This is a genomic window from Dialister histaminiformans, from assembly GCF_900103425.1.
In the GTDB taxonomy this organism is placed as follows: domain Bacteria; phylum Bacillota; class Negativicutes; order Veillonellales; family Dialisteraceae; genus Allisonella; species Allisonella histaminiformans.
In genome coordinates, this window is record NZ_FMXA01000015.1 from 1 (window position 1) to 22,962 (window position 22,962).

Consider the following 22,962-nt stretch of genomic DNA (forward strand, 5'->3'; position numbering starts at 1 on the left):
ATCACAGAGGACTATCCATTGAAAAAAGAATAAAAGCGGTTTTCTGGTGGTGCTACATGCACTCACCGAAACCGCTTTCATCCACAGAAATACTAAAGGTTATGCCGACCAATGAAAGTATTTCCGATATTTATAATACCATGAATGAACGAGGTAAATTAGAAGGATCAATTCCCACTTGGGGAGACGCTGTTGTTTGGGGAGAACTTCATAAAACTGATTTTGATATTAGTTTTTACTGGGACTAAAAACACACTTTTTGTCCTATAACCCTGAAAATAGAATGTACGGCAGAAGAATTAAAACAACTGATACAAAAAGAACCTCCATCAACGGAGGCTCTTTCGGCAGCAACTATTCTGAATGATAAATCATTGAATATTATCAGAAGAGTGCTGCTCAACACAGATTTTCTGGAGAACGTGAAATAAGAATTTGGACTAATGCGCTTCATTGTTTCGGTAATTTACAAACATAATCCATATACGGCACTGATAACTGCAGAAGTGTTTGAAAGTGACATTTTATTTAATAGAACTCCTGCTACGCTGTATGAAATATTTGATCGCAAAATTAAAACCGCCCGACCAGATCAAGCGGACCTGAAATGGAGCGGTTTAGGTGAAAAATCACCTATTAACCACACTTTACTGGAAATTCTGGGGGAATGTCAAGGACCTGTCAGGGATTCCCTATGTTGTGGATGGGCATTTAAATTATTATCTCCTGAATAAAGGAAAAGAAAAGTACTTTCAGAAAGTGGAAGAATATACAGGGGAAGGTGTTTTTAAATATCATAATTTTTATCTGCCAATTAAAGTACAAGACAAATTTTATATAGCACGTATTGTAGGCGAAGAATGGTATGACTCCAAGGGATATAACCCATAAATTGTATGATTTAATCATACAAAAAAAGAGTTCACCATTCCTAAAAACGGCGCAAGGCCGTTTAGGAGCGAATGATGAACCCTTTCAAGTTACAATAGCAGAAATGCTTAAAAACGTCAAGGATTCTAACCATCAACCATTTGTCAATAAAGATAGAACGTTGGTTGTAAAGAAAAACATCAAATCATCAAAAGCTGGGAATGAGCATGATAATAATGAAAGCAACTACTTCCAGAAGGGAGGACAATACAAAGGTGGTTATTCCCCAGAATCTAATGCCATTCATCTCTTTGCAGTCGCCGACCAGTTTACCATTATGTTATGTGTGTATCCGCTGTCATATTCATCGGCTGCATCATCGGATGGTGGTTGCTCTACACAGACAGCAGGACAGCCAATGACTATCACGATGCAGTTAACTCAGTGGAACACGTTGAAGAAGGCATTGACAGAGCAGAACATGGAGTTGGAACAGCTCAGACAGAAATTAAAAATGCTGAGGTCCACGTCAAGCGAGCAAATGAAGCTACTGGAAAACTTACAGAACGAACTAAACGCGACGCAGAAGAACTTGACGAATGCCAGCATCTCGCTGACCGAATGCAGGAACGAGCTGGAAAAATCGAAAGCATCATTAGAGACGTTGAAAGTGCAAATCCAAGCAATGGAACATAAACAGGTAGTCATGCGCCGTCAACGGGATGCTTATGCTTTTGGGTTTGCATTGTCAGTGGCCAGCTTACTTAACTTATTTGCAATTCAGGACGCTCAGAAATCATCGATAAATACAGCAAAATCCGGTGATAATTTTGCCGTCCATTTTGCCGTCCTAATACGTTAAAAACTACAAAAAACGCTACGAATCGTTACTGCATTTTATTTAGGCAAAATGTGGTATAATACTCGATAGAATCAGGCATTCTAGGATATTGTGAGAAACGTTAATAGGGCGAAATATGTTTACTTCCGATAACATTAAATTATCGGAAGTAATTTTTATATGGTTTTTAGCCCTTAGCTCTACTCTATACCCTGCTTTAATCGAATTTATCGGATTTTGTTTCATTTGCAGTTTCTGTTTGTCCTTTCTGTTGCCTGGAATGATTGGTCTTTTGGATTTGAAGACTATTCTGACACTGAGTTCAACATCGTATGGTTGTGCTGTGTACAGATCTGTTGGTCAGTGACAGAAATTCATACATTATAAACATGTGTCTGACTATCATAAGTTAGACTGATGCCTTCCTTGGGCTTTTCCTGAGATCTGTTTCCTGTTTTTAATTATTACTAATATTGGATACTCTGGTATTTTACTTCCTCTGTTTAAGTCAGCTTATTCTGAACTTTTCTATTTATCAGAACATATCAGATTCCGCATGCATTATCATCTCTGAGCAGAAAGTTTTCAGGATTGTATCTGCTTACTGCTTTTTATCTTTATAGGCAATAAGATGATGATCAGGTAGTGTGTTCAGGGGCATGATCCGGAAAATTGAATTACTTCTTCTTGTTTTTCTATTATAATCCCCTGGAGACCTCTGAGTTATCAATCATAAATGATAAAAGTCAATTTTAAATGAGAATTTGCGTTTAAAGGCACTTTTAACGCGTGAAAATGAATTTAATGAAAAACTACTCATGGAATATATTGAAAATGCGTCTTTGGCCGGTGGATTTTAGCTGTTTTGTGAAGTTTTGTAAAAATTTGGATGGTTACCGGTAACTTCCAGAGATTGAAGTTCTGAATCTCAGAAAAATATACCTTTATACCTGTCAATAGCTCTTTGCTTCGGATATTTTGTTGTTCTGAGGATACCTGGTAGCCTGCAGATCACGTTCTGATATTCTTCAGTAGGCTCTGCAGTGATAATCAATGGAGTTCATCTTTTTTCGTCCGATTGTCTTTACCACTGAAAAGGTGAATTTTTTTATCAGATTATACTGTAGAAAGACTTCATCAGAGTCTCCCTGGATTCTATATATCTTCTTGCTCTTTTAACATCAGGTTTCGTTTTTTCCTGTGATGTTTGTATAATCCTTCGTCAAGCAATCTATAGAAGATATTTACTGGATTGTGACAGGTTTACAAAGTTAAAACCTGTTTGAACCTGATTAAAACAGGTTGAAATTGTTTGGATCAATTAGAAGCTGACTGAAACTGGTGCAAACTGTTTTTGCCTGTGTGAGATTGAATTTCTTTAACGGGTTGTGGCCAAATATGGCGGTAACAGGTGGATGAACCTTCTTCCGGTAATTAAGAGCGCCTATCTGTTTCGTTTTACCTTTATCCACTTCTGAGAAAAAATGCGGACAGATTTTAACAGATGCAATATCACACTGGTTTGCGTTGTTATAAACTGCCTGAACCTGACGAAAATGTTTGCAACAGGTAAAATCGGATTGAAATTGTTTCAACCTGTTTTAACCTGACAGAAGCGGTTTGGAACAGCTTTTACTAGTTTGAAACGGAACGCCATGACAATCTTTGTATTCTGGGATTGATGCAATATAAAAGCCTGTTCTCTTTATAATAATAAAATTACTTGAAAGTATGTATATCATTCTGGTAAACAATGTAAATATAGAACTCTATATTATTCAGAAGAGGGATAGTTTTAAGATACCACCATAGAACACATATTCTTGTTAAAGAAAAAATCTCAAAAGAACGTATGTTTGAAAAAAGAAAAACAGAGAGCAATAATAAATTCACTCTCTGTTTTTCCTGTTTATATGTATGTATGTTAAAACAATATGGATTAAATTTATTTTGTAACCATCTGGAGAAATTGCTTATGTATCCGTGTATCTTCCCCTATCTCCGGGTGAAAGGATAAAATCATTTGCTTTTTGTACCTGGCAGCGACTATGTGGTGGTTTACTTCTGCCAGAACTTCTACTCCGGGGGAAATGGACTCAATATAAGGAGCCCGTATAAAATTCATGGTCACTTCGCCAATTCCTTTGAAGGGAGCTCTGGTTATGAAACTTCCCAGCTGTCGGCCGTAGGCATTTCGGCGTACAGTGGCAGGAAATGTCTGCAGCCATTGCTTGTTATCATTGCTCAACTTTTTTGCCAGAAGTATCATTCCCGCACAGGTCCCCATAACTGGCAATCCTTCCATTATCCATTGTCTTATAGTCTCGAACATCCCCAGATCTTTTAAAAGTTTTCCCTGTGTGGTGCTTTCCCCTCCCGGCAGGATTAATGCATCCGGTTTATTCTGTAAATCGGCTTTCTGCCGGAGTTCTACAGTGCTTACGCCCAGTTTCCGGAGCATCTGTTCATGTTCGATAAAGGCACCTTGAAGAGCCAGTACTCCAACTATCATATTAACGGCCTCTTTCTGCCATGAGCAAATCTATTTCATCTTTATTGATACCTACCATGGCCTCGCCAAGATTTTCAGAAACGGAAGCGAGTAAATGGGCGTCCTTGTAATTGGTTACGGCTTTAACAATGGCTGCGGCGCGCTTAGCCGGATTTCCGGATTTAAAAATTCCAGAGCCAACAAATACCCCTTCAGCCCCCAGCTGCATCATAAGAGAAGCATCCGCCGGTGTGGCAATGCCTCCGGCTGCAAAATTCACGACCGGGAGTTTCCTGTGTTCATGCACATAGGCAACCAGGGAATACGGTACACTGAGTTTTTTCGCAATTTCGAATAATTCGTCATCCCGGGCAGCTGCTACTTTGGCAATCTGAGACTGGATGAGGCGCATATGACTTACCGCCTGTACTACATCCCCTGTGCCTGGTTCGCCTTTAGTTCTGATCATGGAAGCTCCTTCGGCAATGCGTCGTAAAGCTTCTCCCAGGTCTCTGGCACCGCAGACAAATGGAACCTTGAACTGATGTTTATCAATATGGTATACATCATCAGCCGGAGACAGAACTTCACTTTCATCAATATAATCAATTTCAATGGCTTCCAGAATCTGGGCTTCCGCAAAATGGCCAATACGGCACTTCGCCATAACCGGAATAGAAACCGCTTCCTGAATCCCTTTAATCATGGCCGGATCACTCATACGGGATACGCCGCCAGCCGCACGGATATCCGCTGGAATACGTTCCAGAGCCATGACGGCACAGGCACCTGCCGCTTCCGCAATCTTTGCCTGTTCCGGAGTAGTAACATCCATAATAACACCGCCCTTAAGCATCTGTGCCAGCTGGCAGTTTAATTCATACCGTTCGTTCTGTGATCTTGTTGTGTTGCTCATAACATACCTCTCCTGTTAATAAATAGAATCTAAATGAATCTAAATAGATTCTATATCAAGACTGAATATATTAAAATAATCAGAAATAATAAATATAGTATAACCAGATTGATTTAATTATTGGTGAAATATGTGGTGTTTACACTTTTTAACAGCGAATGAATTATTTTGTAAGTACATTAAACTCGTATTTGCATATATCCAGAAGAGTGAGCCGTATTCCATTTAAAGAAAGTTCTGTTTCTATTATCTGTCGTTTATATGTCGGTTGCTTTTCCTGTTTCCAGACTTTAAAAGGTTTATTTTTCGGGAAAAACAGATACAGTGTACATAGAACACATGTTCTTATAAGGGAGGAACTGCACAAAAGAACATACGTTCCATTACTTCCAAAAAGAAAACCATTTCTGCAATAAACAGAAATGGTTGTGTGTTATTCCAAACCGCCATAGAGTTCTTTGACTACCCGGTTAACTTCAAAATCCAGGCGTTCGGTATCAATAGTGAGCAGCTCTTTATTTATCATAACCGGTTTACCATTGATGATTACGGTATCCACATCTCTGGAGTTAGCCGCATAAACGGTAATGGACACATCATTAAAATCAGGTTTCCAGTTAAATCCCGAGCGGTCAATCAGGATAATATCCGCCAGCCAGCCTTCACGAAGTTCTCCCAGGTCATCGTAGCCAAGGCATTTAGCCCCTTCCCTGGTAGCCATGTCCAGTGCTTCACCGGCTTCAATGGCTTTCGGATTATAGGAAACCGCCTTATGAATTAATGCGGCGAGGCGCATTTCCGCAAACATATCCAGTTTGTTGTTGCTGGAGGCTCCATCAGTACCAAGGCCGACTGTGATTCCGGCTTTGCGCATGGCAAGAACAGGAGCTATTCCGGAAGCCAGCTTGAGGTTGCTTCCCGGATTATGAGCTACGCGAACGCCTTTTTCAGCCATAATCGCAATATCCTTGTCATTTACATGAACACAGTGAGCTGCCAATACTGGGACATCAAACAGACCTACATGATCCATCAGGGCAATAGGTGTCATTCCGTATTCTTTCTCACAGTTTTCTACTTCCGTTCTGGTTTCTGCCAGGTGGATATGAATCGGAATATGGTGGGTAATGGCAGCATCCCTTACCTGTTTTAAGTAATCCGGTGGGCAAGTATAAGGTGCATGAGGTCCCAGCATGACGCGGATACGGCCATCGCAGGCGCCATCCCACTGTTCAAATAAATCTATATTTTCCTGTAACGCTGACTGGGCATTGGGAGAAACTCCGGCAAGACCGCGGGCAATATTTCCACGGATTCCAGCCTGAGCCGCTGCCTTCGCACATGAATTCATAAACATGTACATATCGCAGAAGGATGTTGTACCGCCACGAATCATCTCCGCAAAGGCCAGTGTACTTCCCCAATAAACGATATCATCATTGAGCCGGTTTTCCGCTGGCCAGATCTTATTCTGGAGCCAGTCCATAAGTTCCATGTCATCAGCATAACTTCTGAAAAGAGTCATGGCTACATGGGTATGAGTATTTACCAGTCCTGGAAGTGCCAGTTTCCCCTTCCCCTCAATAATCTGGTCATACTGAGATACATCGGGATGTTTTGGGAATGCACTGATTCGGTTTCCTGTAATCTCAATGTTTTTCGCTTTAACCGCTTTCCCATCTTTACCGGGAATATACACATTTTTAATCAGTAATTTCATAAAGGAATCTCCTTTTTACTTATTTTAATCCCAGATAGGCTTTCTGCTCCTCCGTTAGGGAATCGATGGAATAGCCCATAGAGGACAGTTTAATCTGCGCAACCTTAACATCCAGTTCATGAGGCAGGACATAGAGGCCTGGCTTAAGTTCCTTTTCGTGACGGCAGATATAATCCGCTGCCAGCGCCTGCATAGCAAAAGACAGATCCATAATTTCCGCCGGATGTCCATCGCCTGCTGCCAGATTGACGAGGCGGCCTTCTGCCATAAGATAAATGGTCCGGCCATCAGGAAGAACGTAACCTTCAATATTTTTTCTGGCTTCAAAGTGGGAAACGGATATTTCTTTGAGGTCTTCCTTATTGACTTCTACGTCAAAGTGACCGGCATTAGCACAGATGGCCCCATCCTTCATAGCCAGGAAGGCATCCTTGTTAATGACATGAATATCTCCGGTTACAGTGACAAAATAATCTCCATACGGAGCGGCTTCCACCATGGGCTTTACATCAAAACCGTCAAATACGGCTTCGATGGCTTTGATAGGGTCTACTTCCGTTACGATAACATGTGCGCCCAGACCCTTTGCACGCATAGCTACCCCTTTTCCGCACCAGCCATAACCGGCAACGACAACGGTCTTACCGGTTACAGTGAGATTTGTACTGCGGATAATGCCATCCCATACAGACTGTCCTGTGCCATATCGGTTATCAAACAGGAATTTACACTGGGAATTATTTACCGCAAGCATAGGGAAAAGGAGTTTATTTTCATTGGCCAGCTGACGCAGGCGGTATACACCGGTAGTGGTTTCTTCTGAACCGCCAATCAGATTTTCCAGGGCATCCTTCCTTGTAGTATGGAGAAGATGTACCAGGTCCCCGCCGTCATCAATGATGAGATGCGGCTTATGATCCAGCGCCATATTGAGATAGTCCATATACTCCTTATCCGTACATCCGTGGGTGGCATATACAGTGATTCCCTGACTGACCAGGGCCGCCGCGATGGGATCCTGGGTAGACAGAGGGTTGCTCCCGGTGGCAATGACGTTAGCCCCGGCTTTTTTGAGGGTAAGCGCAAGATAAGCGGTCTTAGCTTCCAGATGTATGGACATTACAATGGTTTTGCCTTTAAAGGTATCCGGATTAAAACAGGTTTTGCTTAACGTATTCAATGCAGGCATGAATTTCTCTACCCAGCGGATACGCTGCATGCCTTCATCGGCAAGATGAATATCACGAATAACAGAAGGTTTAACCATGGGATATGCTCCTTTCATAATTAGCAACCGAATCCTTATCGGGATGAGAAATAACTCCTCGTTCGGTAATGATTCCGGAAATCAGAGTGTGCGGTGTTATATCAAAGGCCGGATTAAAAACCGGCATATCTGCCGGGGCAATCTGTGTGTTTCCCACATATCGGATCTCATCAGGGTTTCGTTCCTCGATGACAATATGATTTCCGGAAGGTATGGAAAAATCAAAAGTGGAAAATGGTGCTGCTACATACAGCGGTATGTGGTGATAGGCTGCAAGGATGGCCAGTCCGTAAGTGCCTATTTTGTTAGCTGTATCTCCGTTTGCTGCAATCCGGTCAGCTCCTACAATAATGGCATCTATTTTCTTCGTTTTCATAACCAGAGCCGCCATATCATCGCAGATTAGAATAGAGGGAATCCCTTCCTTCCGGAGCTCTGATGCGGTAAGTCTGGCTCCCTGAAGGACCGGACGTGTTTCATCGGCATACACAGCAGAGAGCTGGCCTCTTCTGAACAATTCACGTATTACTCCTAAAGCAGTACCTGTCCCAGCAGTAGCCAGTGTGCCGGTATTGCAATGGGTAAGGATGGTCAGATTCTTTTTCCCGGAAAATAAATCTGCACCATGTACGGCCATGGAATGACAGAGCTGCTTATCCTCTTCTTCCATCGCCATGGCACGGCGGGTCAGGGTTTCACAGCGTTTATCGTCCTCTGCGGAATCAAATGTCTTTTCCATCTCCCGGACAGCCCAGGACAGATTGACTGCCGTGGGTCTGGCCTGCTCCAGTACCTCACCTGCCGCGTAGAAGGCATGGCGGAGGGATTCTCCGGATAGTCCGCGGGCAGTAAACGCAAGTACCGCCAGAACCATGGCATACGCAGCGGTAATACCTATGGCCGGGGCCCCCCGTACAGCCAGGGTCCGGATGGCTTGGGCTGCTTCCTTATAGTCTGTGCATGCCAGATATTCCTGTTTCTGTGGCAGTTTTCTCTGGTCCAGCAGATACAGTACATTATTCTTCCATTCCAGAGACTTAAGCCTATCGGTCATAAATGGAATCCTCCGAAGGCCTGTCCCGCGTGGTGGCAGGAACAATCTGTATCCGGATCATAGGTGGTTGCCAGAAGGGTAATGATTTTACGGAAAGACGACTGATTTTCTTTCATGCAGGCCACAACTTCAGCGTGAGTAAGCGGCTGATCGGTCATACCGGTGGAGAAATTGGTGACCATGGAAATGGTGCAGTAACAGATTTCCGCTTCTCTGGCCAGCTGACATTCTGGAACGTTGGTCATGCCCACCACATCGGCGCCCCACATGCGATAAGCTTTGATTTCAGCGGCAGTTTCAAAACGCGGGCCTTCTGTACAGATATAGGTTCCGTGCGGATGGAGAAGTATATTTTCCGCACGGGCAGCCTGCTGTACGGCCTGACGGAGTGTTTCGCAGTATGGGTGGGACATGTCATAGTGAGCCACCCCATACCGGTCTCCATCAAAAAACGTGCCAATCCGGTTCTTAGTCATATCAATAAACTGGTCTACCAGTACCAGTTCGCCCGGCTTGTACGACGGATTCATTGAGCCTACGGCTGTAGTGGAGACTACAGCGGCTACATCGAGCATCTTCAGGGCATAAATGTTAGCCCGGTAATTAATCTTATGCGGTGGAATGGTATGTTTCACCCCATGACGGGCAAGAAATATGATTGCCTTTGCGCCAAATTTTCCGGATTCTATACGGGCATCTCCATAGGGAGTATGGATGATTTCCTCATGCAGATCAGTAAGTATCTCCGGATCATATACCCCGGTACCTCCTATAAACGCGAGTTTACTCATTGTACATTACTTCCCTTCTCTTCTTCAAACCACAGAGCTATGAGTTCTCTTGGGATAGAGTAATGGCTGCCGCAATATTCACAGGTAGCTTCCACTTTGTCATCTTTCAGAATTTCTGCCCGATCGTGTGCGTTTAATGACAGCAGCGCTGATTTGATACGGTCTGCGGAACAGGTGCAGCGGAAAGATACCTCCATCTTTCCCAGAAGGCTGAATTTGCCCTTCTTCAGCAAATCTTCCACCGATTCCGCGGCATGGCTTTCCCCTGCGAAATGGTAGTTTACGGAGAAATATTCTTTGAATTTATCCTTATTTCCCTGAGGCATCAGCTGAGCCATGAAGGCAAATACGCGCTGTATTCTGCCCTGTTCATCCCGGATGACGGCCGTCTGAATATGAGATAGCGTCTGATCGGATTCCTTCATATAATCGGTGAGGCAGGAGGAAACATCATGTCCCTTAAGTTCCACAGAGCTTGTATAAGGCATACGGAGAAGGGAATATCTGGTTACATAGAGCATGCCGTGTTCATTAAGAATGCTTTCATCGGCACCTGCGGCTTCCGGATGGTCCATATAGCCGCGCAGATATTTCCCTTCATAGGCATCGGTATGAATGTTTCCTATCGGTCCATTGGTTTCCCAGCGGAGAGATACCCCTTCATGATTCTTGAAATCGGTAGCCAGAATGGCTGTACCGGCCATAATTTCTCCCAGCATGGCCGCAGCCTGATCAGACATATTATGTCTTTTCGCGGCTTCCAGTGCCGCATCCGTAATGTCTGCCAGTGTCAGACGGATACCATCCAGATTCAAATAATGACAGATTGTGTTTTTTTCAATCATAATGACTCCTTTATAAAAGCAAAGCCTGTAACAATAATTATCCGGTGTGATAAGAAAAAGCCGTGAAAAAGCATGCAGGTCTTTTCACAGCCTTTATGAGAATCAGCGCAGAGCGGCAATGGCAGCCTTCCGGTCTTCCTTTCCAAAAACTGCGGAACCGGCTACCAGGATATCCGCGCCGGCTTCTGCCAGCTTACCGGCATTCTCAGCCTTTACACCGCCATCGATTTCAATCTGACAATTCAGATGACGTTCGGAAATCATGGAACGAAGAGAACGGACCTTATCCATGGTGTAAGAAATAAATTTCTGACCGCCGAATCCAGGATTGACGGACATAAGAAGAACATAATCCACAATCTCAAGCAGGTAGTCCACCGTTGAGAGTGAAGTGGCTGGATTAAGGACGATTCCGGCCTTCATGCCAGCGTCTTTAATCATATGTACTATACGGTCAGCGTGCGGTGCGGCTTCTACATGGAAGGACACCATATTGACACCGGCATCCGCCAGCGGCTTAACATAATTTTCCGGATGATACACCATAAGGTGGGCATCAAAGGTCAGGTTGGTATGCGGACGCAGGGCTTTGATAATCGGAGCCCCAAATGTCAGATTAGGGACGAAATGGCCATCCATGATATCCAGATGGACCAGATCGGCACCGCCACGTTCAATATCCTTCAGTTCTTCTGCCAGACTGGCAAAATCAGCAGATAATAAGGATGGTGCAATTTTTACCATGTTGAATCCTCCTGATAAACTTGTCTGGGTAGACCAGGTAATATACGTTTTGTCTTCTATTATTATACAGCATCCGTATTCATTTTATTGTGAATTTCTCTTATCCGGTTTCTATGGATGGGAATCCGTGGGAATCATGGTCATTTTCTGCCGCAATTAATGTACATTGTGGTTGCGCCTGGGAACGATTTCCTCATCAGAAAAAGCAGGACCGGTTTTCCCGGTGCCTGCTTTCCTTATCAATAGCGGATAATGCGGTTTTTTATTTCATTCAAAATGGAGACATAGGATGCGTATCTGGACTGTGCGATACATCCCTCGTCCACGGCCCTGGAAACGGCGCATCCAGGTTCTTTCAGATGCCTGCAGTTGTTAAAGCGGCACTGGCCCAGATATGGACGGAAATCCCGGAACAGATAGTCCAGTCCGTCTTCCACCTGGCTGTCCAGATCCAGAGAGGTATACCCCGGTGTATCCATCACATACAGGGAATCCATCAGCCGCACCAGCTCAGAATGGCGAGTTGTATTGCGTCCGCGGCCGGTATGCTGACTCACAGCCTGATGGGCAAACTGTTCTCTGCCCAGAATATGATTGAGCAATGTGGATTTCCCCACCCCGGAAGGACCGGAAAATGAGATAACCGGACCGGATAATGCTTCCTTCAGCTGAGAGATTCCCTTCTCCTGAATGGCCGAAACCGCTATACATGGGTATCCTGCCTTTTCATAAAGGGTCTGCAGCTTTTCCGCGTATTCCGGATTGAGGTCTGCCTTATTGATGCAGAGAAGAATACCGGGAATGCGGGAATATTCCGCCAGCACCAGCATCTTGTCAATCATGAACAGGCTGGGGTCCGGATTTTCAGCGGCCACCGTAAGCACCAGCTGATTGATATTGGCAATAGGCGGACGGTGGAGTTCATTGATGCGCGGATATACGGAGACAATGCTGGGAGCGGAATCCTTTGTCTGTTCGTATTCCACCCAGTCTCCTACCAGAATGGAACCTTTCCTTTTCGTACGGCCGCGGGAACGGGCCAGTGCTGTAGCGCCTTCCGGTCCTGCAATCGTAAAATATCCATTCTGATTCTTGATAATAAGACCTTTCATATCACAGTTCTCTATCCTGAATAACCGACCCGTCGACTACAACCTGAACACGGACAGTACCCGTTCCGGAAACATCCTTAACAATGTTGCTTCCCGGTGCCGCCGTCTGGCTGTATACTTCCCGGCGGCCATTGCTGTCCGTTACGAATATTTCCACTTTCTTGCTGTCCCCGCTTCCCGGGAGGGTAATATTCACGGTACCACTCTTGGTTACCGGCTGAGCCGGCTTGTTATTGCTGCTGATGACCAGGTTGACCACACCGGTGGCATTAGCCCCGGCATTAGGACTCTGGCTGACTACGATGGAGGTTACGTCAGAAGGACTGGTTCCATCGTTGGAAGTTACCTGTCCCACAGACAGATCGCTGGCGCGAAGCGCGTTCTTAGCGTCTGCCAGGGTCATCCCGACTACGTTTGGTACCTTGGATTGCCGTACATTGATGACGACGTTAATCTGTGTACCGCTGTCTACCTGGGACGCAGAGGCCGGGGTCTGGGAAATGATAACATCAGCCGGCATGTTCGGGTTGCTGCCGTTTCTGACAGTACCCAGTACCAGGTTGAGCTTACTCAGTCTTTCCCTTGCCTGATCCAGGGTAAGGCCCTTGAGATCCGGAGCCAGAATAACGGTTCCGCCCTTGCTGACGGTGAGATGGATAATACGCTGTTCCTTAACTTCAGTTCCTGCGGTAGGTGTCTGGGCGATAACTTCCCCAACCGGCACCTCATTACTTGCCACTTCATCCACAGAGACCTTCAGATTTTCATCTTCCAGCATCTGCTGGGCTACTTCCACAGGCTTTCCTTCTACATCCGGAACGGTAACCACCTTGTTGCTCCAGAAGTTGCCAAAGCTGAAAAAGGCCCAGGCAAAAGCAGCGGCAAAGATAACCAGCAGACCGCCCCAGATATATTTCTGTGGCAGATTGGATATGAAACTGGAAACCTTCCCTTCGGAATCACAGCGCTCGATACGCCGTGTCTTCTGTGAGATTGGACGGGTCATAGTGGCAAATTCCCGCTCTGCCGGTTTGAACGGAGACGCGGTGAAACCCTGAGCAATCTTAAGTTCGGAAACAAAATCCTGTACAGTATCATACCGACGGTTCGGATCCCGCTGCAATGCAGTAAGGAGGCATTCTTCCAGCATAGGAGAAATGGCCGGATTGTACCGGGTAGGTCTCGGCACGTCATCCTGCATATGCTTGAGCGCAATGCTGACAGCCGTATCGCCATCAAATGGCAGATGATGAGTCAGCATTTCATACAGGACGATACCCAGAGAGTAAATATCAGTCTTGGCGGTAAGCTTATCCCCTGCCGCCTGTTCAGGTGAGAGATAGTGTACTGAGCCAAGGATGGATTCCCTGGTCATAATGGTGGAAGAATTGACTGCTCTGGCGATACCAAAGTCAGTGACCTTTACCTTATGATTGGCAGTAAGCAAAATGTTCTGCGGTTTAATATCACAATGAATGATTCCGTGGGAATGAGCTTCCGCCAGCGCATTACCGATATCTATGGCGATGCGGACAGCGGTATCGATAGGTATATGCGGATGCGTATTGATGTACTGTTTCAGTGTCTGCCCTTCCACATATTCCATGACGATGTAGTGATACCCTTCACTGCATCCCACATCATAAATCCCAACAATGTTAGGATGGCTCAATTTACCCGCAGACTGCGCTTCCCGCCGAAAACGGGAAATAAATTCGTTATCTTCAGCAAAATTACTGTGCAGGATTTTTACTGCCACTTTCCGGTCAAGCAGAAGGTCTTTGGCCAGATATACATCCGCCATGCCCCCTGTGCCAATTTTCCTGACCAGCTGATAACGGTCATCGAGTACTTTATTAATCATGATTGTCATTTACTCCATTTTGCAATGATTCATTATACGCTATGATTACGGACACATTATCTTCCGCTCCTGCCGCATATGTCTTTTCCATAAGGTCATCCACACAGGCGCATACATCCAACGTATCAGTCATGTGTGCCTGGAGGGAGGCCTTTATTTCTTCATCGGTAAGCATATTGGTCAGGCCATCCGAACAAAGGAGCATGACGGCTCCGTTGTTAAATGGTAAGTGTCCTGTATCTACTTTTAATTCACTGGTAATACCCACCGCCCGGGTAATTTCATTGCGGCGCGGATGGGTTCGCATTTCTTCCCGCGTGATTTCTCCCTGCTTCACCAGCTGCATCACAAAAGAATGGTCTTCTGTAAGCTGGCGGAATGTACCATTTTCCAGCAGGTACAGCCGGCTGTCCCCCACATGGGCCCAGTACAGGCAGTTATCATGAACTACCGCTGTCAGCAGAGTCGTTCCCATGGAAGAAAGGTCCGGAGATTCCGCTTTCTTTGCCAGAATGGCCTGATTGGCCTCCTGAAAGCTTTCCGCCAGTGTTTCTTCGGTTATGGATGACAGGGATTCCTGTTCTAATGAATTGCGCACAGAAGAAACGGCCAGCCGGCTGGCTGTTTCACCGCCGGCATAACCGCCCATGCCATCCGCCAGGATGAAACAAGGCTGTTCTCCCACGTAGATGCAATCTTCATTATTCTTCCGGACTAAGCCGGTATTGGTCTTTCCACACTTGGTAATCATAATAAATCCTGTGAAATCAAACGAAAAGAAACTGCAATTATCTACTATTTTACCATTGAATGTTTATTTTGACGAATTCTTCACATCCTGGATAAAACGACGCTTCAGCTGCCCGCAGGCGGCCTGAATCTCATCCCCCATCTGTCTTCTTACCGTAGCATTGCGTCCATGGGACGTAAGTACCCGCTGAAAGCGGAAAATCTGATTGGTCGACGGTGGGAACAGCTTAATGTGTTCTGTGCCGTTGATAGGTATCAGATTGATGTGGCAGTTGAGGTCTCCCAACAGACGATGCAGTTCTTCCGCGTTTTCCAGACTGGAGTTGACATCTTTGATGAGAATGTATTCAAAGGTCACCCGGCGTCCTGTTTTCTTAAAATAATACCGAGCTGCCTTTATAACATCCTCTATCGGGAAGGCGCGGCTGGAAGGAAGGATACGGTTGCGTATTTCATCATTCGGCGCATGAAGGGAAATTGCCAGCGTTACTGGAAGCCCTTCATCAGCCAAACGGTAGATACGGGGAACGATGCCGCAGGTGGACAGAGTCATATTGCGATAGCTGATATTGAGCAGCTCCGGATCATGACAGAGCCTCATAAAGCGAAGAACTTCCTCATAATTCTGCAGTGGTTCTCCTGAGCCCATAAGGACCAGGGAATGAATCGGCGCGTCAAAAACTTCACGGAAAGCAAACATCTGGGCCAGCATTTCACCGGCGGTAAGATTTCTTTCCAGCCCCTTCTGCGTAGAGGCACAGAAGACGCAGCCCATGGCGCATCCGACCTGTGTGGAAACACAGATGGAATTTCCGTACACATGGTGCATGCATACCGTTTCAATGAAACTGCCGTCATCCAGACGGAGCAGAAGCTTTGTCGTATCCTTATCGTCAGACTTCTGTTCTTTCACTATTTCCGGCTTATCAATAACCGCATTGGCGGAAAGCCATTCTCTGAGGTTGGCCGGAAGCTGTTTCATTTCACTGAAATCAAAGACAAACCGTTTATAGAGATAATCCCTGAGCTGTTTAGCGCGGAATTTCTGAAAACCGCCCCGAACGAGTATATCTTCCAGTTCCGGCAGTGTTTTCGCCCATATATTAATCATCGTTGTTTCTCCTCACAAGACGAGCTACAAAGAATCCGTCTGTATGGAATTCATCCGGCCAGATGGTAATCATACCTTCTACCAGATGGCGTCCTGCAAAATCAAAGGTATCCCTGCGGAAATCCTTATGCTTTTCCAGGAACCAGGCTATCATGTCTTCATTCTCTTCCCGGTTCAGCGTACAGGTGCTGTACACCAGAACACCACCCGGTTTGACATAAACGGATGCGGCATCCAGTAGTTTCTGCTGAAGCGGAGGAAATTCCTTAAGATTGTCTTCCGTACGTCTCCAGCGGATTTCCGGCTTGTGGCCAAGTACGCCCAGCCCGGAACAGGGCGCATCCAGAAGGACCTTGTCATACTGCCCTTTTCTGGATTCATCAATCACAGTAGAATCATGCTGTTCCGCGTGAATACAGCGGATTCCCAGCGTGCGGGCATTGTGGTCAATCAGATTGACCTTATGTTCATATAAATCCCAGGCATCAATGGACGCCCAGTTTCCTGTAAGCTGAGCAATATTAATGGACTTGCTTCCTGGAGCCGCGCACATATCCAGTACTTTGTCTCCTCTGGATGGATTCATTACTACCGCAGGAATCATGGATGCGGCACTCTGCACGTAAGCTTCCCCATTCTTAAGGAGCGGGGACCGGAAAAAGGCATCGCCATTGCCTACCCGGATGCCATTGCCGTCCGGAATGAACGGAATGAGCTCAGGTTCCGCGTGATGGAACTTCAGCTTTTCAAAAAGCTTGGAAGCCGGAAGCTTAATAGGATTGGCATGAATATCCAGCGCCGGCGCCTTATTGAATTCTTCGAGGACCGCTTCGGTGCGTGCCTTTCCAATCTGAGCACTCATGCGACGGATAAGCCATTCCGGTTCATTGAGAGTAAGGGACAGATACTGAAGTTCATGTCCTTTTCTCTGTGGGAAGTGAAGCTGAATTTTCTTACGCAGATAACTGCGGAGAATAGCATTGATGAACTTTACATTTCCAAGATGGGTTACCTTCTTGGCGATTTCCACGGTTTCATTCACCGCTGCCGACTCCGGAATCCTGTCCAGGAACACCAGCTGATACAGACCGATGGCCAGAAGAATCCGTACTTTGGAATCCATCTTGCGCACCGGACGGGTGGATAACCGGCCCATAATCCATGTGAGATGGTTATACCGGCGGCAGACGCCATATACCAATTCAGTCAGAAGGCCCTTTTCCGGTTTGGAAAGCGGTTCATATTTTTTTCCAGAATATTTCTTCATGACCTTCTGCAGAGTCAGATTCGCATACGCTTCCTTAACAAACACATCATAAAGCACATCGTAGGCAAGGCGTCGGGCCGACGGTGGTGCAATCGGTTTAGTATTCCAGTTTATCATTTATCTTTACCTGATGACCATTAATAAAATCAGAAACAAGCATTTTCTTATGGTTTTCCGGTTGTACTTCCGTAAGGGTCAGAATGCCGCGACCGGTCTGTACCCCCATGGCTCCGCCAGAAACAGAAACAATGGTTCCCGGTTCACTGGAAGTGTCCGCTGCCTCAGAGACACAGGCTCTGTGAATCTTCAGACGTTTGTCACGGAAAAATGTAAATGTTCCCGGGTTAGGATACATACCGCGGATCAGAGCGTCCAGCGTTACGGCATCCTTTGTCCAGTCGATGCGTCCCATAGGCTTGGTAATCTTTTCCGCATAGGTAGCTTTGGAAGCGTCCTGCGGAACGGCGCCGGCCATATATTCCGGAAGATTATCCAGCACCTGAAGGAGCAGATCCGCCCCATCGAGGCTCAGGGCATCAAAAAGTTCACCTGCTGTCATATGCGGACCTATCGGCATCTTTTTCTGAACCAGCATATCTCCGGTATCCATACCGGCATCCAGCTTCATAATGGTCGTACCGGTTTCCTTCTTCCCATCAATGATAGCCCGCTGAATCGGAGCGGCTCCACGATATTTCGGAAGGAGGGACCCGTGTACGTTAATGGCCCCGTATGCAGGAATGTCCAGAAGCGCTTTCGGAAGGATACGTCCATAGGCGATGACTACCAGAAGATCCGGCTTCATCTCACGGATTCTTTCTATCTCTTCCTCAGTCTTAAGTGTTTCCGGCTGATATACAGGGATATTCTTTTCCATAGCCAGAGCCTTTACCGGCGGAGGGGTAATCTTCTTCCCCCGGCCATTGATACGGTCGGGTTGTGTGTATACAGCAATCGGGGTATATCCATTATCACAGAGTTTTTTCAGGGACGGTACCGCAAAATCGGGAGTCCCCATAAATATGATGCGCAGTGAATGTTCGCTCATTCTTCCAGTCTCCTTAATGCGGTAGCCTTTTCAATAAACAGAATTCCGTTCAGATGGTCGGTTTCATGCTGAATGCAGCGTGCCAGAAGGCCGGTAGCCACCTTCTGTTTTTTCTTGCCGCGCACGTCCTGATACTTGATGCGTACAGTGGTATACCGTTCTACCAAACCAACATATCCTGGAACGGACAGGCATCCTTCCGTGTCCACATTGGTTTCATTCCCTACCGGTTCCCATACCGGGTTTACATAGGCTTCAAAACCACTTTCGCCATCATCGGCTACAAACACACGCATATTGAGGTCAATCTGCGGAGCGGCCAGGCCGACACCGTTGGCTTCATACAGCGTCTTCTTCATATCACTGATGATAAATTTCAGCTTCTTGTCAAATGCAGTAACCGGAAGAGCCTTTCTCTTGAGGTCCGGGTTTCCGGCAGTAATAATTTTGCTCATTGTAAATTCTCCTTTTTATATGTCAATGTCTTTATAACGGATCTACATCTATAATTATACCATTTTCCTGAAGTATAAAGGACTGGCGTATTTTCTGCTTAAGAGGCGCCAGATTCTCCCCTTTGATAAGGATGGAAATGTAATAGGTATCCCTTTTCTTTTTAATCGCTTCATCATACGGCGGAGTAATCTGGAAGGAATCTGCCTGCCTCGTTTCCTGCCTAAGCCATGCGTATACACGGGCGGCCTTTTCGCTCACGGCCCGGTATTCCTTTCCAAAGCAGGAAATCTTAAGCAGTTTCATAAACGGCGGATATCCCAGAAGCTTACGGAACTGAATTTCCTGAGTATAGAAGGCTTCATAATCCTGCCTGGCAGCGGCCTGTATGACAAAGTTCTCCGGAGTATAGGTCTGCAGTATTACATGCCCCTGTTCCCGGTCTCTTCCGGAACGGCCGGCACACTGGGTAATCAGCATGAAAGCATGTTCCGAAGCCAGATAGGTAGGAAGGTTCAGAATCATATCGATACCTACAACACCTACCGCTTGTACACCTGGAATATCATGCCCTTTGGCCACCATCTGTGTGCCTACCAGAATATTGTATTTCCCGTTTCGGAAATCATCCAGAATATCCCTGGCACTGTTCTTATTCCTGGTGCTGTCCAGGTCAAGTCTGGCAATGCATGCCTGAGGGACCAGAGTGCACAGATTTTCTACCAGCTTCTGCGTTCCGCTTCCACTGTACAGGATTTTCTGTGAATGACATTTCGGACATTCCTGAGGAAGCGGATAACTGGATTCACAGTAGTGGCACTGAAGGCGCTGCCGGTCCTTGTGATATACAAGGGACACTTCACAGTGCGGACACTTAAACACATATCCGCAGTGAGTGCACATGAGTGTAGTGGCGTAGCCGCGACGGTTCAGGAAGACAATGGCCTTTTTTCCTCCGTTCACTGTCTTTTTCAGAAGATGGAGCAGTGCGTCACAGAAAAGCGGCGACTGCACCAGAGCCTGAGGCTGTTTCATATCTACAATGCTTACTTCAGGCAGCGGAGTTTCAAAGACCCGCTTATTCATCGTAATAAGGGAAATACGATTCGTTTTTGCCGCGTAATAGGTATTCACTGAGGGAGTGGCTGCGCCCAGTACGATGGGACACTGATAGGTCACCGCCATAACCTTGGCCAGATCACATCCATTATATCTGGGTGTCTCATCCTGTTTATAGGAGGAATCGTATTCCTCATCCACTACGATGAGCCGAAGGTTTCTGAAAGGCATAAACAGCGCAGAACGGGAGCCGATGATGACATGACTCTCTCCCCGCTCTACCCTCATGCGGTTGTTATATCGTTCCCCTTTGCTGAGCTGGCTATGAATAAATACCACATCATCTCCAAAATGATGAGCAAAATAAGAAACCATCTGCACCGTGAGCGCGATTTCCGGAACAAGGATGAGAGCCATACCCCCCATGGCCAGCGCCTGATCGGCGGCTCTCACATAGACTTCCGTCTTTCCGCTCCCTGTCACCCCTTTAAGGAGGATGCCCTGGAACTTCTTTTCCTTTTCCGCCTGAATAATCTGTTCACATGCCTTTTTCTGCTCTTCCGTCAGTTCCTTATGTGACAACTGTCCGCTGTCCCCAATGAGGGAATAGGTATCCTTCTTCTTATAGAAAAAACGAGCGTGTCCGCCCTGGACAAGGGAACGCATGACTTCCATGGAAAACCCCTGTTTCTTTCCTTCCTTTACCGGTACCGAGCCATGTTCAGTAAGAAAGGCATACAGGAAAACCTGTTTCTTTTTCCGGGCCGTTTCTTCTTCCGGAATGGGAAGCGTTGGCGCTATCCATCGTTCCAGCGGTTCTCTATGGGAGGCCTTTACTGATTCCCGGCGGGCGATATACCCATTGGACAGAGCTTTAGCAAACTCACTGCCCGTAAACAGGAGGAGACAGTCTTCCTCTGTAAGCATTTCCACCGATTCATCAATCAGTCCCCGGAGGGGATGGTCCTTGGGAATCTTATCCCAGCACAGGGAATAGTAGACCTTTGTCTTTATCCCTTTCTTGTCAATAAGGAACAGGCGCAGGGCATCTATCAGTGTGCAGAGATAGTAAGAAGATATCCACCATGCAGTCTTCAGCATTTCCGGAGTAAAATAGCGGAATGTATCTACAGCTCCCTGTATATCCTTAACGGAATAGGTTAGCCTGGAGATATCTTCCTCCCGTGTGGAAAGAATGATTGCCTCTTCTGTCCGTCCACTGAAAGGAACTATGCATCGCCATCCTTCGCAGAGAAAAGAGAGCTTTTCCGGAATACGGTAGGAAAAGGTCCGGTTCAGATGCTTGGATGGCCGGTTGATAATGACTTCTGCCAGGGTATCCATGGATATGCCTCCTTTCCCTGTTCCTGTCTTACCATATAAAAATAGGAGCTGTGAAAAAATGAGAACTCATTTCATCAAAGCCCCTATAAGGATTTGAATAATCGTGTCAGACAGAAACATCTGAGTCAGTTCCTGTATGGCACAGAAGGTGTTTTCACACCCTTTATTTTATCATATCCGGAAGCCTTCTGATTATAAACCGGCTTCTTTACGGAGAATGGCGGCCTTATCGGTGGATTCCCATGGGAATTCCACATCCTGACGGCCAAAGTGGCCATAGGCAGCCGTCTTGCGGTAAATTGGACGTGCCAGATTCAGCATGGAGATGATGCCGTCCGGACGAAGGTCAAAGTGCTTGCGTATAAGCTTAGTGATTTCTTCATCAGAAATACGGCCGGTGCCAAAAGTATCAACAAAGATAGATACCGGTTCCGCTACGCCAATAGCATAGGCCAGCTGAATTTCACAGCGGTCAGCAATGCCGGCAGCTACCAGGTTCTTGGCTACATAACGGGCTGCATAGGCTGCGGAACGGTCAACCTTTGTCGGATCCTTACCGGAGAAAGCTCCGCCGCCATGACGGGCCATACCACCGTAGGTATCGACGATAATCTTGCGTCCGGTAAGCCCAGCATCCCCCTGCGGACCTCCGATGACAAAGCGGCCTGTCGGGTTGATGTGATAAATAGTCTGGTCATCCAGCAGTTCTGCCGGAATTACCTGATTAACCACCTTTTCCTTCATGTCCTTTTCAATCTGTTCATGGGAAACGTCCGGGTTATGCTGTGTGGAAATAACGATGGTATCCACACGAACCGGCTTTCCATTTTCATATTCCACAGTAACCTGGGTCTTTCCATCCGGGCGAAGGTAAGGTACTTCTCCATTCTTTCTGACCTGAGCCAGACGATAGGACAGACGATGCGCCAGGGTAATCGGCAGCGGCATATATGCGTCTTTGAAATAAGGTTCGGATTCATTGGAAGCATAGCCAAACATCATACCCTGATCGCCAGCGCCGGTGGTTCCCAGCTTATCCTTGTTCCCATTCTTAGCTTCCTTGGACTTATCTACCCCCATGGCAATATCAGTGGACTGACGGCCCAGGGAAATAAGAATCCCGCAGTGATCGCCGTCGAACCCATAATCGGCATTGGTATATCCGATATCATTAATGGTCTTACGGATTAATGCGCCATAATCTACATGAGCGGTTGTACGGATTTCACCGAATACATGTACCTGACCGGTAGTTACGATAGTTTCGCAGGCTACACGGCCATGTGGGTCCTGGGCAAGAATGGCATCCAGAATGGTATCAGAAATCTGATCTGCAATTTTATCCGGATGACCTTCTGTCACGGATTCAGATGTGAAAAGAAATTTATCTGCCATATATTCCTCCTATGGTCTTA

General features: G+C 46.3%; 19 protein-coding genes and 1 pseudogene. 3 read left to right on the forward strand and 17 right to left on the reverse strand.

The window, feature by feature from the left end; translation table 11 throughout:
• From BLQ79_RS05950 to BLQ79_RS05960, 3 genes and pseudogenes are all read left to right on the forward strand, one after another.
• Nucleotides 1-248: pseudogene (locus BLQ79_RS05950) on the forward strand (IS256 family transposase); the annotation flags it as partial.
• A 195-nt stretch (nt 249-443) separates the two neighbouring features.
• Nucleotides 444-734, forward strand: coding sequence for a hypothetical protein (locus tag BLQ79_RS08170; RefSeq protein ID WP_143270089.1), 291 nt, complete (start codon nt 444-446; stop codon nt 732-734).
• Nucleotides 735-865: 131 nt separating this feature from the next.
• Nucleotides 866-1,732, forward strand: coding sequence for a hypothetical protein (locus BLQ79_RS05960; protein WP_091364818.1), 867 nt, complete (start codon nt 866-868; stop codon nt 1,730-1,732).
• A 1,924-nt stretch (nt 1,733-3,656) separates the two neighbouring features.
• Here the strand turns inward: BLQ79_RS05960 and pdxT are convergent.
• From pdxT to metK, 17 genes are all read right to left on the reverse strand, one after another.
• Nucleotides 3,657-4,223 carry a pyridoxal 5'-phosphate synthase glutaminase subunit PdxT gene (gene pdxT / locus BLQ79_RS05965; protein WP_091364820.1) on the reverse strand — a complete coding sequence of 189 codons (567 nt, stop codon included), beginning with the start codon at nt 4,221-4,223 and terminating at the stop codon, nt 3,657-3,659.
• Between the two features lies 1 nt (nt 4,224).
• Nucleotides 4,225-5,118 carry a pyridoxal 5'-phosphate synthase lyase subunit PdxS gene (gene pdxS, locus BLQ79_RS05970; RefSeq protein ID WP_091364821.1) on the reverse strand — a complete coding sequence of 298 codons (894 nt, stop codon included), beginning with the start codon at nt 5,116-5,118 and terminating at the stop codon, nt 4,225-4,227.
• A 433-nt stretch (nt 5,119-5,551) separates the two neighbouring features.
• Nucleotides 5,552-6,838 (reverse strand): amidohydrolase, encoded by a 1,287-nt coding sequence (locus tag BLQ79_RS05975; RefSeq protein WP_091364823.1) that lies wholly within the window; start codon nt 6,836-6,838, stop codon nt 5,552-5,554.
• Nucleotides 6,839-6,857: 19 nt separating this feature from the next.
• Nucleotides 6,858-8,105 carry an adenosylhomocysteinase gene (locus BLQ79_RS05980; protein WP_091364825.1) on the reverse strand — a complete coding sequence of 416 codons (1,248 nt, stop codon included), beginning with the start codon at nt 8,103-8,105 and terminating at the stop codon, nt 6,858-6,860.
• Nucleotides 8,098-9,159: an S-methyl-5-thioribose-1-phosphate isomerase gene (gene mtnA / locus BLQ79_RS05985; RefSeq protein ID WP_091364827.1), complete on the reverse strand. Its 1,062-nt coding sequence runs from the start codon at nt 9,157-9,159 to the stop codon at nt 8,098-8,100. Before mtnA ends, BLQ79_RS05980 begins: the two co-directional genes overlap by 8 nt.
• Complete coding sequence (gene mtnP / locus BLQ79_RS05990) at nt 9,156-9,950, reverse strand: S-methyl-5'-thioadenosine phosphorylase (protein ID WP_091364828.1); 795 nt, start codon at nt 9,948-9,950, stop codon at nt 9,156-9,158. Before mtnP ends, mtnA begins: the two co-directional genes overlap by 4 nt.
• Entirely contained in the window at nt 9,947-10,795 is an 849-nt protein-coding gene (locus BLQ79_RS05995; RefSeq protein ID WP_091364830.1) for an Hsp33 family molecular chaperone HslO, read from the reverse strand. The genes mtnP and BLQ79_RS05995 overlap by 4 nt, the downstream gene beginning before the upstream one ends.
• A 102-nt stretch (nt 10,796-10,897) precedes the next feature.
• Complete coding sequence (gene rpe / locus BLQ79_RS06000; RefSeq protein ID WP_091364832.1) at nt 10,898-11,539, reverse strand: ribulose-phosphate 3-epimerase; 642 nt, start codon at nt 11,537-11,539, stop codon at nt 10,898-10,900.
• 239 nt (nt 11,540-11,778) lie between these two features.
• The gene (gene rsgA / locus BLQ79_RS06005) at nt 11,779-12,651 is read right to left on the reverse strand and encodes a ribosome small subunit-dependent GTPase A (RefSeq protein ID WP_091364833.1); all 873 of its coding nucleotides are present in this window, start codon (nt 12,649-12,651) and stop codon (nt 11,779-11,781) included.
• Nucleotide 12,652: 1 nt separating this feature from the next.
• Nucleotides 12,653-14,515, reverse strand: a complete 1,863-nt coding sequence (pknB, locus tag BLQ79_RS06010) for a Stk1 family PASTA domain-containing Ser/Thr kinase (protein WP_091364835.1) — start codon at nt 14,513-14,515, stop codon at nt 12,653-12,655.
• Nucleotides 14,508-15,266 (reverse strand): Stp1/IreP family PP2C-type Ser/Thr phosphatase, encoded by a 759-nt coding sequence (locus BLQ79_RS06015; RefSeq protein WP_091364837.1) that lies wholly within the window; start codon nt 15,264-15,266, stop codon nt 14,508-14,510. Before BLQ79_RS06015 ends, pknB begins: the two co-directional genes overlap by 8 nt.
• A gap of 63 nt (nt 15,267-15,329) precedes the next feature.
• Nucleotides 15,330-16,376, reverse strand: coding sequence for a 23S rRNA (adenine(2503)-C(2))-methyltransferase RlmN (rlmN, locus tag BLQ79_RS06020; protein ID WP_091364838.1), 1,047 nt, complete (start codon nt 16,374-16,376; stop codon nt 15,330-15,332).
• The gene (gene rsmB, locus BLQ79_RS06025; RefSeq protein ID WP_091364840.1) at nt 16,369-17,760 is read right to left on the reverse strand and encodes a 16S rRNA (cytosine(967)-C(5))-methyltransferase RsmB; all 1,392 of its coding nucleotides are present in this window, start codon (nt 17,758-17,760) and stop codon (nt 16,369-16,371) included. The genes rlmN and rsmB overlap by 8 nt, the downstream gene beginning before the upstream one ends.
• Entirely contained in the window at nt 17,741-18,691 is a 951-nt protein-coding gene (gene fmt / locus BLQ79_RS06030) for a methionyl-tRNA formyltransferase (RefSeq protein ID WP_200779843.1), read from the reverse strand. The genes rsmB and fmt overlap by 20 nt, the downstream gene beginning before the upstream one ends.
• Entirely contained in the window at nt 18,688-19,146 is a 459-nt protein-coding gene (def, locus tag BLQ79_RS06035) for a peptide deformylase (protein ID WP_091364842.1), read from the reverse strand. Before def ends, fmt begins: the two co-directional genes overlap by 4 nt.
• Before the next feature lie 31 nt (nt 19,147-19,177).
• Nucleotides 19,178-21,547 (reverse strand): replication restart helicase PriA, encoded by a 2,370-nt coding sequence (gene priA, locus BLQ79_RS06040; protein ID WP_091364844.1) that lies wholly within the window; start codon nt 21,545-21,547, stop codon nt 19,178-19,180.
• Nucleotides 21,548-21,739: 192 nt separating this feature from the next.
• A complete protein-coding gene (gene metK / locus BLQ79_RS06045; RefSeq protein ID WP_091364846.1) occupies nt 21,740-22,942 on the reverse strand; it encodes a methionine adenosyltransferase in 1,203 nt (400 codons plus the stop codon).
• Nucleotides 22,943-22,962: the final 20 nt, after the last annotated feature.

Excerpts from the sequence above, each read along its gene's own strand:
- BLQ79_RS08170 (WP_143270089.1), top strand. The coding sequence starts at position 444 with ATGCGCTTCATTGTTTCGGTAATTTACAAACATAATCCATATACGGCA.
- BLQ79_RS05960 (WP_091364818.1), top strand. The coding sequence starts at position 866 with ATGACTCCAAGGGATATAACCCATAAATTGTATGATTTAATCATACAA.
- pdxT (WP_091364820.1), bottom strand. The coding sequence starts at position 4,223 with ATGATAGTTGGAGTACTGGCTCTTCAAGGTGCCTTTATCGAACATGAA.
- pdxS (WP_091364821.1), bottom strand. The coding sequence starts at position 5,118 with ATGAGCAACACAACAAGATCACAGAACGAACGGTATGAATTAAACTGC.
- BLQ79_RS05975 (WP_091364823.1), bottom strand. The coding sequence starts at position 6,838 with ATGAAATTACTGATTAAAAATGTGTATATTCCCGGTAAAGATGGGAAA.
- BLQ79_RS05980 (WP_091364825.1), bottom strand. The coding sequence starts at position 8,105 with ATGGTTAAACCTTCTGTTATTCGTGATATTCATCTTGCCGATGAAGGC.
- mtnA (WP_091364827.1), bottom strand. The coding sequence starts at position 9,159 with ATGACCGATAGGCTTAAGTCTCTGGAATGGAAGAATAATGTACTGTAT.
- mtnP (WP_091364828.1), bottom strand. The coding sequence starts at position 9,950 with ATGAGTAAACTCGCGTTTATAGGAGGTACCGGGGTATATGATCCGGAG.
- BLQ79_RS05995 (WP_091364830.1), bottom strand. The coding sequence starts at position 10,795 with ATGATTGAAAAAAACACAATCTGTCATTATTTGAATCTGGATGGTATC.
- rpe (WP_091364832.1), bottom strand. The coding sequence starts at position 11,539 with ATGGTAAAAATTGCACCATCCTTATTATCTGCTGATTTTGCCAGTCTG.
- rsgA (WP_091364833.1), bottom strand. The coding sequence starts at position 12,651 with ATGAAAGGTCTTATTATCAAGAATCAGAATGGATATTTTACGATTGCA.
- pknB (WP_091364835.1), bottom strand. The coding sequence starts at position 14,515 with ATGATTAATAAAGTACTCGATGACCGTTATCAGCTGGTCAGGAAAATT.
- BLQ79_RS06015 (WP_091364837.1), bottom strand. The coding sequence starts at position 15,266 with ATGATTACCAAGTGTGGAAAGACCAATACCGGCTTAGTCCGGAAGAAT.
- rlmN (WP_091364838.1), bottom strand. The coding sequence starts at position 16,376 with ATGATTAATATATGGGCGAAAACACTGCCGGAACTGGAAGATATACTC.
- rsmB (WP_091364840.1), bottom strand. The coding sequence starts at position 17,760 with ATGATAAACTGGAATACTAAACCGATTGCACCACCGTCGGCCCGACGC.
- fmt (WP_200779843.1), bottom strand. The coding sequence starts at position 18,691 with ATGAGCGAACATTCACTGCGCATCATATTTATGGGGACTCCCGATTTT.
- def (WP_091364842.1), bottom strand. The coding sequence starts at position 19,146 with ATGAGCAAAATTATTACTGCCGGAAACCCGGACCTCAAGAGAAAGGCT.
- priA (WP_091364844.1), bottom strand. The coding sequence starts at position 21,547 with ATGGATACCCTGGCAGAAGTCATTATCAACCGGCCATCCAAGCATCTG.
- metK (WP_091364846.1), bottom strand. The coding sequence starts at position 22,942 with ATGGCAGATAAATTTCTTTTCACATCTGAATCCGTGACAGAAGGTCAT.